The organism is Pseudomonas sp. G166 (genome assembly GCF_037027455.2).
Classification (GTDB): Bacteria; Pseudomonadota; Gammaproteobacteria; order Pseudomonadales; family Pseudomonadaceae; genus Aquipseudomonas.
Genome location: NZ_CP146985.1, coordinates 1285271 through 1299443 on the forward strand (window position 1 = coordinate 1285271; position 14173 = coordinate 1299443).

Below are 14173 nucleotides of genomic sequence, written 5' to 3' on the forward strand. Positions count from 1 at the left end.
CTACAAAATGGACTGGGCAGGCTTACTTGATCTCTGCCGCATAAATATCTGGCTTGAAGCCAATCAGGGTTCGGTCACCGAGATCGAGCACCGGGCGCTTGATCATCGAGGGTTGTGCGAGCATCAGTTCGATGGCTTTCGTCTGGTCGAGATCGGCTTTGCGTTCGTCGTCGAGTTTGCGAAAGGTCGTACCGGCCCGGTTCAACACCACTTGCCAGCCATGTTCGTTGCACCATTGGGAGAGGTGCTCACGGTCGATGCCGGCGGTCTTGTAGTCGTGGAAGTCGTAGCGTACAGCGTGTTCATCGAGCCAGGTGCGCGCCTTTTTCATGGTGTCACAGGCTTTGATGCCGAAAAGGTGCAACGTTTTGCTTGAATCGGTCAAGGAATTGCCCCCTTTGCAGGTGCTGAAAGTAAAAGGTGAAGGATTATGCCATGACCGGACGGTTTCGCGACGGCCCAGGTTGATGTGCGGCAAAACCTGTGGGAGCGAACTTGCTCGCGATGGCGTCGGATCAGCCAGCATCAATGTCAACTGCTAAACCGCTATCGTCGGATCGCCGCCCGGAGCAGGTTCGCTCCCAGGAGGCAGGCTGCGACATAGGTGTAACGGCCAGGCTCATGCTAAGCGGTTAATATGGCACTTCAACGGCAAGCTGTTGCCGGATGTGTGTGTCGCTGTAATTGGAAACCCGTTTATGCAAAGCGCCTATACCGTCCTGATCCTGTTGATGCTGGTGGGCGTTTCGCGCCTGATCGGACGGCTGATCCCGCTGCCGTTGCCCCTGGTGCAGATCGGTGCCGGTGCTGTGTTGGCCTGGCCGTCCCTGGGCCTGCATGTGGCTCTCGATCCTGAGCTGTTCCTGTTTCTCTTTTTGCCGCCGCTGCTGTTCTCCGACGGCTGGCGCATGCCCAAGCGCGAGTTGTGGCGCCTGCGTGGGCCAATCCTGACGCTGGCGGTGGGGCTGGTGTTGTTCACGGTGGTGGGCGCCGGTTACTTCATTCATTGGCTGCTGCCGAGCATCCCGCTACCGGTGGCCTTCGCCCTGGCTGCGGTGCTGTCGCCGACCGACGCGGTGGCGGTGTCGGCGATTGCCCGCGATCGTTTGCCCGCGCCGCTGATGCACGTGCTTCAGGGTGAGGCGTTGATGAACGATGCGTCGGGCCTGGTGACCTTCAAGTTCGCCCTCGCGGCAGCTATCACCGGGGTGTTTTCCCTGGCCAGCGCGAGCCTGACCTTTGTCTTGGTGGCAGTTGGCGGGCTGTTGGTTGGAGTGGCTCTGAGTTGGCTGGTGGGCCGCTTGCGAGCCTGGATGGTGGCGCGCGGCTGGGACGACCCGGCCACCCATGTGGTGTTCATGTTGTTGCTGCCGTTCGCGGCCTATGTGCTGGCTGAACGCTTGGGTGCCTCTGGGATTCTCTCGGCGGTGGCGGCGGGGATGATGCAGAGCTGGCTCGATCTGCTGCCGCGCCAGACCGGCACGCGGTTGCTCAATCGCAGTGTCTGGTCGCTGCTGGAATTCGCCTTCAACGGCTTGATCTTCCTGCTGCTGGGCTTGCAATTGCCGGACATCATCAAGGCAGTGACCCGCCACGAAACCACCCTGTGGCCGACGTTGTTCTACCTCTGCATGGACGTGGTGGCGATTTCCCTGGTGTTGCTGGTGCTGCGGTTTGTCTGGGTGCAAAGCACCTGGCGGCTGTCCGGGCTGTTGCGTCGCGGGCGTGGCGAGAGTGAACTGACCTTCGTGCCGACCGCGCGCTCCTGCTGGTTGCTGACCTTCGGCGGGGTGCGCGGTGCGGTGACGCTGGCGGGCGTGCTGTCGGTGCCGATATTGCTAGCGACGGGCGAACCGTTTCCCGAGCGAGATTTGCTGATCTTCATTGCCGCCGGAGTCATTCTGCTGTCATTGATCGCCGCCTGCATCGCCCTGCCATTACTGCTGCGAGGTATCGAGAAAAGCCCGGATGACCAGCGCCGCGCCGAAGTCCGCGATGCCTGGCGCAAAACCGCTGAAGCGGCGATCCACGCGCTAGAGGTGGAGGAACCGAGCGAGACAGCCAGCACGCCAGACGCGGCCCAGGCGGCGTTGGCGACCGAGGTCAAGGCGCGGTTGATGTCTGAATATCGCCATCAGTTGGAGGTGTTCAACGACTCCGCCGAAGCCCAGGCGCTGGCGTTCGAAATGGACCTGCTGGAACGCCGGCTGCGCTTGAAGGCCTATCGGGCGCAGCGGCTGGAGTTGTATCGCCTCAGCCGTCACCACCAGATTGGGGATGATGTGCTGCGAGAGGTGCTGGGGGAGTTGGATCTGGCGGAGGCGAATTTGGGGTTGGGGAAATAGCAGCCATGGCGCAAAGCCGATTGTGGCGAGGGGATAAATCCCCTCGCCACAGGATAGATCACCACCACTTTGCGGATCTTCAGCATTTTCAGGCGCAACAAAGCCCGGCGTGCCTTGTTCTCATAGAAAGCAAAGCCACCCGAAGGCGGCTTCAATCGACACCCTGCTAGCCAACCTCAGCGAAACCCTGGCTTCGGCCAATGCGATGCTCAACGACCTGGCGTTTGGCCTGGAAGGTTCGCGACGGCATGTGGCGTTGGGGGTAGCGCAGATGATTGAGTTGGGGACGTTGTTGGCGAATAAGGCTTTGGATCGGGTAGAGCTTCGGGTTTGATGCAATAAGTGCCGGCCTCATCGCGAGCAAGCTTTGCTCCCACAGGGGATATGGATCGTTCCCACGCTCTGCGTGGGAATGCCGCCAGGGACGCTCCGCGTTCCGCTTCGGGATGTGACGCAGAGCGTCACGGGATGCATTCCCACGCAGAGCGTGGGAACGATCAATGGGGTGATTAACCCCGACGCTGAATGAACTCGCGAATCCGCTCGGCCGCTTCCACACATTCAGCCAGCGGCGCGACCAGGGCCATACGCACGCGTCCGGCGCCTGGGTTGACGCCATCCACATCGCGGGACAGGTACGAGCCCGGTACCACGGTCACATGCTCCTGTTCGAACAGGTCCCGGCAGAAGGCTGCATCATCGCCCGCCACATTCGGCCACAGGTAGAAGCTGCCATCGGGACGCTGTACGTCCAGTACCGGGCTGAGGATCTCCAGTACTGCGTCGAATTTCTCCCGGTACAGCGCGCGGTTGGCGCGTACGTGCACTTCGTCGTTCCATGCGGCAATGCTCGCCAGTTGGGTCTGCACCGGCATCGCGCAGCCGTGGTAGGTGCGGTACAGCAGGAAACCCTTGAGGATGTCGGCATCGCCGGCCACGAAACCGGAGCGCAGGCCTGGCAGGTTGGAGCGTTTGGACAGGCTGTGGAACACCACGCAGCGCTTGAAATCCTTGCGGCCCAGTTCGACGCAGGCGCTGAGCAGCCCTGGTGGCGGGGTTTGTTCGTCGAAGTACAGTTCGCTGTAGCACTCATCCGCGGCGATGACGAAGTCATATTCGTCAGCCAGGGCGATGAGTTTCTTCAGTACATCCACCGGAATCAGCGCGCCGGTCGGGTTGCCAGGGGAGCACAGGAACAGGATCTGGCAGCGTTTCCAGATGTCCGGCGAAACCGCGTCGAAATCCGGGTTGAAGCCGTTTTCGTCCAGGCACGGCAGGTAGTGCGGCTTGGCGCCGGCCAGGAACGCCGCGCCTTCATAGATCTGATAGAACGGGTTGGGGCTGACCACCAGGGCATCGTCGCCACGGCTGACCACGGTCTGGGTGAAGGCGAACAGGGCTTCGCGGGTGCCGTTGACCGGCAACACGTGGCGCGCCGGGTCCAGCCAGCCGTTTGGCACGTTGAAACGGCGCTCGCACCAGCCGGTGATGGCTTCACGCAATTCCGGGATACCGAGGGTGGTCGGGTATACGGCCATTTTTTCCAGATTGCTGGCCAGGGCTTCAGCCACGAAGCTCGGCGAACGATGCTTGGGCTCGCCGATGGACAGGGCGATCGGGCGTTTGTCCGGGTTAGGCGTGACGCTGCCGAGCAAGGCGCGGAGCTTTTCGAACGGGTAGGGCTGCAACTGGTTCAGAGCGTTGTTCATCGGGGGCCTCGTTCAATGTGGGAGCGCGGTTGCTCGCGACAGCGGTGCGTCAGGAAACATCGATGCTGGATATTCCGCCGTCATCGCGAGCAGGCTCGCTCCCACAGGGGGGATTCGTTCAGATATTGATACGCGTCAGGTTGATATCGGGTTCCTGGTTGACGCTCAAATGCCGCACGATCGCTTCCTGCAGGCGGCTGCACAGCTGTGGATCGGACAGCGGCTGGCCATGGGCGTCGGTGATGAAGAAGACGTCTTCCACCCGTTCGCCGAGGGTAGCGATCTTGGCGTTTTGCAGTGACAAGTCGAACTCCAGGAATATATGACCGATCCGCGCCAGCAGGCCCGGGCGGTCCGGGGCGCTGAGTTCCAGCACGGTGACCTGGCGTTGGGCGTCGTTGTGGATCGTCACCTGGGGGGCGAATGTAAAGTGCTTGAGCTGGCGCGGCACCCGGCGCTGGATGATGGTCGGGTAATCCGCCGGGTTGCGCAGGGCTTCAGTCAGGCCATCGCGAATCTGTTTGACCCGCGCTGGGTTGTCGCCAATCGAGTCGCCGTCGGTGTCGAGCACGATGTAGGTGTCGAGGGTGAACTGGCTGCTGGAGGTGATGACCCGGGCGTCGTGAATGTTGAGGTTGAGCTGGTCCATCGCCGCCACGGTCACGGCGAAGAAGTCGTGCTGGTCCGGGGCATAGATGAAGATCTGCGTGCCGCCCTCGAATTCGCGCTGGGTGGTTTCCTTGATCAACACCAAAGGCCCGCCATCGGCCGGTTGCTGGAGGATCGCGTCGCTGTGCCAGGCCACGTCGCCGGCGGTATGGCGCAGGAAATAGTCATCGCCCAGTTGTGACCAGAGCTGCTCGACGTCGTCCGGGTCGGTGCCACCGCGCACCAGGATGTCCAGGGCCGCGCTTTGGGTGCGACGGATCTGCTCTTCGCGGTCCACCGGGTTTTCCAGGCCACGGCGCAAGGCCCGCTTGGTCTCGGTGTACAACTGGCGCAACAGGCTGGCGCGCCAGGAGTTCCACAGGGTCGGGTTGGTGGCATTGATGTCCGCCACGGTCAGCACGTAGAGATAATCCAGGCGCGTTTCATCGCCGACGATCTGGGCGAAGTCGTGGATCACCTGCGGGTCGGACAAATCCTTGCGCTGGGCCGTGGTCGACATCACCAGATGGTTCTGCACCAGCCAGACGATCAGCCGGCTGTCCCATACTGGCAGTTGATGGCGCTGGCAGAACGCTTCGGCATCCACCGCGCCGATCTCGGAGTGATCGCCCTGGCGACCCTTGCCGATGTCGTGGTACAGCCCCGCCATGTAGATCAGCTCAGGCTTGGGCAGCTTGCCCATGAGCTTGCTGGCCAGTGGGAATTTCTCCGACACTTGCGTGTATTGCAACTTACGCAGGTGCTTGATCAGGTTCAGGGTGTGGGCATCGACCGTATAGATATGGAACAGGTCGTGTTGCATTTGCCCGACGATGAAACCGAACTCCGGCAGATAGCGCCCGAGGATCCCATAGCGATTCATGCGCCGCAGGTTGCGGTGCACGCCGATCCGGCATTTGAACAACTCGATGAACAGGCTTGTGTTGCGGATGTCGTGGCGGAAATCCTCATCGATCAGATGGCGGTTTTCCCGCAGCAGGCGGATGGTGTCGGCGCGCACCCCCTTGATTTCCGGCTGCTGGGCCATGAGCACGAAGATTTCCAGCATGGCGAACGGCGTGCGGCGGAACACATAGTCGTGACGCGCTTCGATGTAGCCGTCGTGGAGCTGGAAGCGTGAATTGATCGGCTGCGGCGGTTCTTCGTCTTCGGGGGCGAGGATGACTTCCTCGAAGTGCTGGATGATCAGTTCGCTGAGCTGGGCGATGCTCATCACCACCCGGTAGTACTGCTGCATGAAGTTTTCGATGGACTGCTTGGCGTCCTGGCCTTCGAAACCCAGCAGGCTCGCGATGGAGCGCTGGTGATCGAACAGCAGGCGGTCTTCGGCGCGTCCGGCCAGCATGTGCAGGGCGTAGCGAACCTTCCAGAGGAATTCCTGGGAGGAGGCCAGCAAGGCGTTTTCGCTTTCCACCAGGAAACCTTCGCCAGCCAGGGCCCGCAGGTTCAGCGTGCCGTACTGGCGGCGGGCAACCCACAGGATTGTCTGGATATCCCGCAGCCCGCCGGGCGAGCCTTTGACGTTGGGCTCCAGGTTGTACTCGGTGTCGTTGTACTTGTGGTGACGGGCCTTCTGCTCGGCGTGCTTGGCCAGGAAAAAGTCCTTGCTCGGCCACATGTGCTCTGTGCTGGTGACATCGAGCATGCGCTGGCGCAGGCGTTCGGGGCCAGCGATGGTGCGGCTTTCCATCAGGTTGGTGATCACCGTCAGGTCGGCGCGGGCCTCGTCGGCGCATTCCTGCACCGAGCGCACGCTCTGGCCGACTTCCAGGCCGATGTCCCACAGCAGTGTCAGGAACCGCTCGATGGAGTCGCGGAAAACCTCATGGTCGGCGCTGTCCAGCAGGATCAGCAGATCGATGTCGGAGTAGGGGTGCAACTCGCCGCGTCCATAACCGCCCACCGCCACCAGGGCGATGTCGGCATCTTCGCTCCAGTCGAACTGCTCCCAGGCCTTTTGCAGGATGTTATCGACGAACCAGGCGCGATCCTCCACCAGTCGGCGAATATCCCGGCCGCTGCGAAAGCGCTGGTCGAGCACTTCGTGTGCCTGGCGGATTGCCTTCTTGAACGCCGAGATGGGGCTTGCCTTCAGGGCCAGTTCCGCCTGGAACTGGCCACGGTCGAAGAGTTCGGGATCCACCTGCGGCATTGAATGGCTTTCCTTTCTATCTATAGCTATAGGCTGTGTTCGGCTCAGGCGGAAACGCGAGGGATGGTGTCATCGCTGCGCAGGGTAAAGATCTCGTAACCAGTCTCGGTCACCAGCAAGGTGTGCTCCCACTGGGCCGACAGCTTGCGGTCCTTGGTGATGGCGGTCCAGCCATCGCCCAGCACCTTGGTGTCGGCGCGGCCCTGGTTGATCATCGGCTCGATGGTGAAGGTCATGCCCGCTTGCAGCTCCATGCCGGTGCCGGCACGGCCGTAGTGCAGGATCTGTGGCTCTTCATGGAACACCTTGCCGATACCGTGGCCGCAGAACTCGCGCACCACCGAAAAGCCGTTCTTCTGCGCGTGCTTCTGGATCACTTCGCCGATATCACCCAGGCGGCAGCCCGGTTTGACCAGTTCGATGGCCATGTACATGCATTCCTGGGTGACTTTCGACAGGCGCTGGGCCCACTCCGGGACGTTGCCGACATGGAACATGCGGCTGGTATCGCCGTGGTAGCCGTCCTTGATGACGGTGACGTCGATGTTCAGGGTGTCGCCATCCTTCAACGGCTTTTCGTTGGGGATGCCGTGGCAGACCACGTGGTTGATCGAAGTGCAGATCGACTTCGGGAAGCCTTTATAGTTGAGTGGCGCAGGGATGGCCTTCTGCTCGTTGACGATATAGTCGTGGCAGATGCGGTCCAGCTCTTCGGTGGTCACGCCAGGTTTGACGTAGTCGGCGATCATCTCCAGCACATCGGCGGCGAGTTTGCCGGCGACACGCATTTTGGCGATGTCCTCGGGGGTCTTGAGGGTAACGGTCATACAGGCTCTCTCTGCGCTCGACGGCGCTGTTCAAAGCGAAATGGGCGGCGGAGGGTGATTCACGTGGCCCTGAAAGAGGCGATTCTAACAGACGATCAGCGCAAATCCGCGTCCACATGCATCGCTTCTCTCTATAAGGGTGTGCATCCGCAGCTCATCAAAGGGCTGTGGGAGGGGGGCATCACCAGGATTTCAGAATCCGTGTTCCGTTTTCGCCCTTGCTGTGGTATAAAATGCGCCGCTTTCCGGGGATGACCCCGCAAGCTTAAATCCACACACGTGTCGACACGATGACCTGGGTGCCTCGGCTTATATAAGCCGCTGGTTGGTCATTGGGATACGTGGAGGCCAAACCCGACTTATCAAGGAACTATCATGTCCCAAGTCAACATGCGCGATATGCTGAAGGCCGGTGTGCACTTCGGTCACCAGACCCGTTACTGGAACCCGAAAATGGGCAAGTACATTTTCGGCGCGCGTAACAAGATCCACATCATCAACCTTGAAAAAACCCTGCCAATGTTCAACGAGGCACTGACCTTCGTAGAGCGTCTGGCCCAGGGCAAAAACAAGATTCTGTTCGTCGGCACCAAGCGTTCCGCTGGCAAGATCGTTGCTGAAGAAGCAGCACGTTGCGGTTCGCCGTACGTCGATCACCGCTGGTTGGGCGGCATGCTGACCAACTTCAAGACCATTCGCGCTTCCATCAAGCGTCTGCGTGACCTTGAAGTCCAGTCCGAAGACGGTACTTTCGCCAAGCTGACCAAGAAAGAAGCGCTGATGCGCACTCGCGATCTTGAGAAGCTGGACCGCTCCCTGGGCGGTATCAAGGACATGGGCGGTCTGCCTGACGCACTGTTCGTGATCGACGTTGATCACGAGCGCATCGCGATCACCGAAGCCAACAAGCTGGGCATCCCGGTCATCGGCGTTGTCGATACCAACAGCAGCCCGGAAGGCGTTGACTACATCATCCCAGGCAACGATGACGCCATCCGCGCCATCCAGCTGTACATGGGTTCGATGGCTGACGCTGTTATCCGTGGTCGCAACAATGTTAACGGTGGCACCGAAGTCTTCGCTGAAGAAGCTCCGGCAGCAGCCGCTGAGTAATTGACGCCCTGGCGTTGACTCAGTAAGCAAAAAGGGGGCTTGGCCCCCTTTTTGCCACCTCGAAAACCATTTGTCGGCAGCGCAGCTACAGCATCTGTAACGTGCAGCGGCTAACAAGGGTGGTTCGGGAAGAATTGAACGCCCGTTCGGTCGGGTGGAATGGTTGAAAACCTATCCAAGAGGATTTTGAAATGGCAGAGATTACTGCAGCGTTGGTCAAAGAACTGCGCGAGCGTACCGGCGAAGGCATGATGGACTGCAAGAAAGCCTTGACCAAGGCTGGCGGCGACATCGAGAAAGCCATTGATGACATGCGTGCTTCGGGCGCCATCAAGGCTGCCAAGAAAGCCGGCAACATTGCCGCTGAAGGCGCGATCGGCATCAAGGAAGACGGCAAGGCTGCCGTTATCATCGAAGTCAACTCGCAGACTGACTTCCTGGCTCTGCAAGACGACTTCAAGGCCTTCGTTGCTGCCAGCGTAGAAAAAGCATTCGCCGACAAACTGACCGACGCAGCTCCGCTGATCGCCGCTCAGGAATCGGCTCGTGAAGCCCTGGTTGCCAAAGTAGGCGAAAACGTCAACATCCGTCGCCTGGTTCGCGTTGAAGGTGACGTTGTCGGTTCTTACCTGCACGGCAACAAGATCGGCGTGGTTGTAGCCCTCAAAGGCGGCAACGTCGAGCTGGCCAAGGACATCGCGATGCACGTCGCTGCCAGCAACCCTGAGTTCCTGCTGCCGTCGGAAGTTTCCGCTGACGCCATCGAGCGCGAAAAAGCCGTGTTCATGCAGCTCAACGAAGACAAGATCAAAGGCAAACCAGCCGAAATCGTTGAAAAAATGGTTGCCGGTCGTATCACCAAGTTCCTGGCTGAAGCCAGCCTGGTTGAGCAGGCGTTCGTCAAGAACCCTGAAATCAAGGTCGGTGAACTGGCCAAGAAAGGCGGCGCTGAAATCGTTTCCTTCACCTACTTCAAAGTGGGCGAAGGCATCGAGAAGCCAGTAGACAACTTCGCTGAAGAAGTTGCTGCTCAGCTGGCTGCCAGCAAGCAATAAGACAGTTTTTATAACTGTCGCCCTGAAGAGGCTGCCCGCTTAACGCGCGCAGCCTCTTTTTGGATGGGGATGCCGATTTTTATTGGTTTCCTTTCGGAACTGGCTTACAAAGCCGTGTTCCGATGGCGCTGTGTCAGCGTCAGCTAGAGTGAACGCAGGCTGTAAACAGCTTGCAAAGAATTTTCGAAAATACGCCGCAGGAGAGATTCGCAATGGCTCAGCAGGGCAGTGGTTATCAGGCTCGCTATAAACGCATTCTACTCAAGCTTAGCGGCGAGGCCCTGATGGGCTCGGAAGAGTTCGGGATCGATCCAAAGGTGCTGGATCGCATGGCCCTGGAAGTGGGCCAGTTGGTCGGGATCGGCGTTCAGGTCGGCCTGGTCATCGGCGGCGGCAACCTGTTCCGCGGGGCGGCACTGAGCGCGGCCGGCATGGATCGGGTCACGGGCGACCACATGGGCATGCTGGCCACTGTGATGAACGCCCTGGCTATGCGCGATGCGCTGGAGCGTGCCAATATCTCGGCCATCGTCATGTCGGCTATTTCCATGGTTGGCGTGACCGATCACTATGACCGCCGCAAGGCCATGCGCCACCTCAACTCCAAGGAAGTGGTGATTTTTGCCGCCGGTACCGGTAATCCGTTTTTCACCACGGATTCGGCCGCCTGCCTGCGAGCGATCGAGATCGATGCCGATGTCGTGCTCAAGGCCACCAAGGTCGATGGTGTCTATACCGCTGACCCGTTCAAAGACCCGCATGCCGAGAAGTTCGATCATCTGACCTACGATGAAGTGCTGGATCGCAAGCTGGGTGTAATGGATCTGACGGCTATCTGCCTGTGTCGTGACCACAAGATGCCGCTACGTGTCTTTAATATGAACAAGCCTGGCGCCCTGCTGAACATCGTGCATGGCGGCGCCGAAGGAACACTGATCGAGGAAGCGCAACAATGATCAACGAAATCAAGAAAGACGCTGAACAGCGCATGCAGAAGTCCCTGGAGTCCCTGGCGCACAACTTTGGTCGCATTCGTACCGGCCAGGCGCATCCGAGCATCCTGGAAGGTGTGATGGTGCCGTACTACGGCGCTGACACGCCGATCAAGCAAGTGGCCAACATCACTGTTAAAGATGCTCGTACCCTGCAAGTCGTCGCCTTTGAGCGCAACATGCTGGGCGCGGTCGACAAGGCCATCGGCAGTGCCGGTCTGAACCTGAACCCGACCAACCTGGGTGAGTTGTTGCTGATCTCCATGCCGGCCCTGACCGAGGAGACCCGTAAGGGCTTCACCAAGCAGGCTCGTGACGTGGCTGAAGACGCCCGTGTTGCCGTGCGCAACATTCGTCGCGATGCCAATAGCCAGCTCAAGGACCTGGTCAAGGAAAAGGAAATCAGCGAAGACGAAGAGCGTCGCGCTACTGGCGAAATCGATGATCTGACCAAGAAGTACGTGGCTAAGATCGACGCGGATTTGGCGCAGAAAGAAAAAGACCTGATGGCCGTATAAGGGTCTCGTTTTCATGGATAAGACCAAGCAGGCCGTGCCGTTTGCGGTGCCGCGCCACGTGGCGATCATCATGGACGGCAATAATCGCTGGGCCAAGAAACGCTTCATGCCCGGTGTTGCCGGGCACAAGGCGGGGGTCGATGCGGTTCGCGCGGTTATCGAGGTGTGCGCCGAAGCCGGGGTCGAGGTGCTGACCCTGTTCGCGTTCTCCAGTGAAAACTGGCAACGTCCGGCCGATGAGGTCAGCGCCTTGATGGACCTGTTCCTCAAAGCCCTGCGCCGCGAGGCCAAGCGTCTCAACGAGAACAGCATCAGCCTGCGCATCATTGGTGATCGCTCGCGTTTTCACCCGGAGCTGCAGGCGGCGATGCGTGAAGCCGAGGCTGCAACCGCAGGCGCCGATCGGTTTGTCCTGCAGATCGCCGCCAACTATGGCGGCCAGTGGGACATTGCCCAGGCAGCCCAGCGGCTGGCGCGGGAAGTCCAGGCCGGGCACCTGCGGCCTGAAGACATCACGCCTGAGTTGTTGCAAACCTGTCTGGCGACCGGCGACCTGCCATTGCCAGACTTGTGCATCCGCACCGGTGGCGAGCATCGCATCAGCAATTTCCTGCTCTGGCAGCTGGCTTACGCCGAGCTGTACTTCTCCGACCTGTTCTGGCCGGACTTCAAACACGAAGCCATGCGTACCGCGCTGGCCGATTTCGCTTCCCGTCAGCGTCGCTTTGGTAAAACCAGCGAGCAGATCGAAGCTGGAGCCCGGGTTTAATGCTCAAACAACGAATCATCACTGCTCTGATCCTGTTGCCCATTGCCCTGGGCGGGTTCTTCTTGCTCGAGGGGGCGAGTTTTGCCTTGTTCATCGGGCTGGTCGTGACCCTGGGGGCGTGGGAATGGGCGCGGCTGGCAGGTTTTCCTGCGCAGTCGGCCCGCGTGACCTACGCGGCGGCTGTGGCGGCCATGCTGTTCGTCATGTACTTGCTGCCGGGCATCGCGCCCTGGGTGCTGGGTGCAGCGGTGTTATGGTGGGCGACGGCGACCTTCCTGGTGCTGACCTACCCGCGTACCACCCATCATTGGGCCAACGCGGCGACCAAACTGGTGATCGGTCTGTTGATCCTGCTGCCAGCCTGGCAAGGGCTGATCTGGATCAAGCAAGGTGCGCTGGGTAACTGGCAGATCATGGCCGTGATGGTGCTGGTCTGGGGCGCAGATGTCGGGGCTTATTTCTCTGGCAAGGCCTTCGGCAAGCGCAAGTTGGCGCCGAAGGTCAGTCCTGGCAAAAGCTGGGAAGGCGTCTACGGCGGCCTGGCCCTGAGCCTGGTGATTACCACCGTGGTTGGCGTGGTGCGGGACTGGACTGCCGGGCAGCTGCTGATGGGCCTGTTTGGCGCGGCCCTCATTGTATTTGTGTCGGTGGTTGGCGATTTGACCGAGAGCATGTTCAAGCGTCAGTCCGGGATCAAGGACAGCAGTAACCTGCTGCCGGGTCACGGTGGCGTGCTGGATCGCATCGATAGCCTGACCGCGGCAATCCCGATCTTCGCCGTGCTGCTGTGGATGGCGGCGTCGTGAGTCGTCCTCAACAGATCACTGTCCTGGGGGCGACCGGTTCGATCGGCCTCAGTACGCTTGACGTCATCGCTCGGCATCCAGAGCGCTACCAGGTGTTTGCCCTTAGTGGGTTCACGCGCCTGAGTGAGCTGCTGGCGCTGTGCATACGCCATACGCCGCGCTTTGCGGTGGTACCCGAGGCCGGCGTGGCGCGAGCGCTGCAGGATGATCTGCGCGCGGCTGGCCTGCCTACGCGTGTACTGGTGGGGGAGGAGGGCCTGTGTCAGGTGGCCTCCGCCCCGGAAGTCGACGCGGTGATGGCGGCGATCGTCGGTGCGGCGGGCTTGCGTCCGACGCTGGCGGCGGTGGAGGCAGGCAAGAAGATCCTGTTGGCCAACAAAGAAGCGTTGGTGATGTCTGGCGCGCTGTTCATGCAGGCTGTGCGCAAAAGTGGCTCTGTGTTGCTGCCCATCGACAGTGAGCACAATGCGATTTTTCAGTGCATGCCGCAGGATTTTTCCCGTGGCTTGGGCGCGGTGGGCGTCCGACGGATTCTGCTGACAGCATCCGGTGGTCCGTTCCGGCAGACACCGCTTGAAGAATTGGTGCATGTTTCCCCTGAGCAGGCCTGCGCTCATCCGAACTGGTCCATGGGGCGCAAGATTTCCGTGGATTCGGCCAGCATGATGAACAAAGGGCTGGAGCTGATCGAGGCCTGCTGGCTGTTCGACGCCAAGCCGTCCCAGGTCGAAGTGGTGATTCACCCGCAGAGCGTGATTCACTCCCTGGTGGACTATATAGATGGCTCGGTGTTGGCCCAGTTGGGCAATCCGGATATGCGCACGCCAATCGCCAATGCCCTGGCCTGGCCGGAGCGGATCGATTCGGGTGTGGCGCCGCTGGACCTGTTTGCCATCGCTCGTCTGGATTTCCAGGCGCCCGATGAACAGCGCTTCCCCTGCCTGCGGTTGGCGCGACAGGCGGCCGAGGCAGGTAACAGTGCGCCGGCCATGCTTAACGCCGCCAATGAGGTGGCGGTTGCAGCGTTTCTCGAGGGACGTGTCCGTTACCCCGAGATCGCGAGTATCATCGAGGAGGTCTTGAACCTCGAGGCCGTGGTTTCGGTCGATGACCTCGATGCGGTATTCACGGCGGACGCCAGGGCTCGCGAGTTGGCGAGCCAATGGCTGAGGCGCCACGAGCGTTGAGGCTGCGAGACGTTAGCCAGGGTTGCCCTGG

13 protein-coding genes are annotated in these 14173 nt (G+C 60.5%); 9 read left to right on the forward strand and 4 right to left on the reverse strand.

Annotated features, from left to right (window positions below; genetic code table 11):
* Positions 1-22: 22 nt before the first annotated feature.
* Complete coding sequence (locus SGN16_RS05660) at positions 23-385, reverse strand: ArsC family reductase (RefSeq protein ID WP_335943491.1); 363 nt, start codon at positions 383-385, stop codon at positions 23-25.
* Positions 386-698: 313 nt separating this feature from the next.
* Between SGN16_RS05660 and SGN16_RS05665 the strand changes: the two genes are divergently transcribed.
* On the forward strand, positions 699-2345 hold the full coding sequence (locus tag SGN16_RS05665) for a Na+/H+ antiporter (RefSeq protein WP_335943492.1): 1647 nt from the start codon (positions 699-701) through the stop codon (positions 2343-2345).
* Positions 2346-2382: 37 nt separating this feature from the next.
* Positions 2383-2679 (forward strand): DUF6124 family protein, encoded by a 297-nt coding sequence (locus tag SGN16_RS05670; RefSeq protein WP_335943668.1) that lies wholly within the window; start codon positions 2383-2385, stop codon positions 2677-2679.
* Between the two features lie 175 nt (positions 2680-2854).
* On the opposite strand, the gene dapC is transcribed toward SGN16_RS05670, so the two are convergent.
* The 3 genes from dapC to map all read right to left on the reverse strand — a co-directional run bounded on the left by dapC (position 2855) and on the right by map (position 7702).
* On the reverse strand, positions 2855-4054 hold the full coding sequence (gene dapC, locus SGN16_RS05675; protein WP_335943493.1) for a succinyldiaminopimelate transaminase: 1200 nt from the start codon (positions 4052-4054) through the stop codon (positions 2855-2857).
* Between the two features lie 118 nt (positions 4055-4172).
* Positions 4173-6875, reverse strand: a complete 2703-nt coding sequence (locus tag SGN16_RS05680) for a [protein-PII] uridylyltransferase (RefSeq protein ID WP_210643049.1) — start codon at positions 6873-6875, stop codon at positions 4173-4175.
* Between the two features lie 44 nt (positions 6876-6919).
* Complete coding sequence (map, locus tag SGN16_RS05685) at positions 6920-7702, reverse strand: type I methionyl aminopeptidase (protein ID WP_210643050.1); 783 nt, start codon at positions 7700-7702, stop codon at positions 6920-6922.
* A gap of 375 nt (positions 7703-8077) precedes the next feature.
* On the opposite strand from map, the gene rpsB reads away from it, so the two are divergent.
* The 7 genes from rpsB to ispC all read left to right on the forward strand — a co-directional run bounded on the left by rpsB (position 8078) and on the right by ispC (position 14142).
* Entirely contained in the window at positions 8078-8815 is a 738-nt protein-coding gene (rpsB, locus tag SGN16_RS05690; protein WP_003198231.1) for a 30S ribosomal protein S2, read from the forward strand.
* Between the two features lie 191 nt (positions 8816-9006).
* Complete coding sequence (tsf, locus tag SGN16_RS05695; protein WP_123342547.1) at positions 9007-9870, forward strand: translation elongation factor Ts; 864 nt, start codon at positions 9007-9009, stop codon at positions 9868-9870.
* A gap of 212 nt (positions 9871-10082) precedes the next feature.
* On the forward strand, positions 10083-10826 hold the full coding sequence (gene pyrH / locus SGN16_RS05700) for a UMP kinase (RefSeq protein ID WP_186705496.1): 744 nt from the start codon (positions 10083-10085) through the stop codon (positions 10824-10826).
* On the forward strand, positions 10823-11380 hold the full coding sequence (gene frr / locus SGN16_RS05705; RefSeq protein ID WP_123342546.1) for a ribosome recycling factor: 558 nt from the start codon (positions 10823-10825) through the stop codon (positions 11378-11380). The genes pyrH and frr overlap by 4 nt, the downstream gene beginning before the upstream one ends.
* Before the next feature lie 13 nt (positions 11381-11393).
* A complete protein-coding gene (gene uppS / locus SGN16_RS05710; RefSeq protein ID WP_025212115.1) occupies positions 11394-12149 on the forward strand; it encodes a polyprenyl diphosphate synthase in 756 nt (251 codons plus the stop codon).
* Positions 12149-12955 (forward strand): phosphatidate cytidylyltransferase, encoded by an 807-nt coding sequence (locus SGN16_RS05715; RefSeq protein WP_210643051.1) that lies wholly within the window; start codon positions 12149-12151, stop codon positions 12953-12955. The genes uppS and SGN16_RS05715 overlap by 1 nt, the downstream gene beginning before the upstream one ends.
* Positions 12952-14142 carry a 1-deoxy-D-xylulose-5-phosphate reductoisomerase gene (gene ispC, locus SGN16_RS05720; protein ID WP_210643052.1) on the forward strand — a complete coding sequence of 397 codons (1191 nt, stop codon included), beginning with the start codon at positions 12952-12954 and terminating at the stop codon, positions 14140-14142. Before SGN16_RS05715 ends, ispC begins: the two co-directional genes overlap by 4 nt.
* Positions 14143-14173: the final 31 nt, after the last annotated feature.

Excerpts from the sequence above, each read along its gene's own strand:
- SGN16_RS05665 (WP_335943492.1), top strand. The coding sequence starts at position 699 with ATGCAAAGCGCCTATACCGTCCTGATCCTGTTGATGCTGGTGGGCGTT.
- dapC (WP_335943493.1), bottom strand. The coding sequence starts at position 4,054 with ATGAACAACGCTCTGAACCAGTTGCAGCCCTACCCGTTCGAAAAGCTC.
- SGN16_RS05680 (WP_210643049.1), bottom strand. The coding sequence starts at position 6,875 with ATGCCGCAGGTGGATCCCGAACTCTTCGACCGTGGCCAGTTCCAGGCG.
- map (WP_210643050.1), bottom strand. The coding sequence starts at position 7,702 with ATGACCGTTACCCTCAAGACCCCCGAGGACATCGCCAAAATGCGTGTC.
- rpsB (WP_003198231.1), top strand. The coding sequence starts at position 8,078 with ATGTCCCAAGTCAACATGCGCGATATGCTGAAGGCCGGTGTGCACTTC.
- tsf (WP_123342547.1), top strand. The coding sequence starts at position 9,007 with ATGGCAGAGATTACTGCAGCGTTGGTCAAAGAACTGCGCGAGCGTACC.
- pyrH (WP_186705496.1), top strand. The coding sequence starts at position 10,083 with ATGGCTCAGCAGGGCAGTGGTTATCAGGCTCGCTATAAACGCATTCTA.
- frr (WP_123342546.1), top strand. The coding sequence starts at position 10,823 with ATGATCAACGAAATCAAGAAAGACGCTGAACAGCGCATGCAGAAGTCC.
- uppS (WP_025212115.1), top strand. The coding sequence starts at position 11,394 with ATGGATAAGACCAAGCAGGCCGTGCCGTTTGCGGTGCCGCGCCACGTG.
- SGN16_RS05715 (WP_210643051.1), top strand. The coding sequence starts at position 12,149 with ATGCTCAAACAACGAATCATCACTGCTCTGATCCTGTTGCCCATTGCC.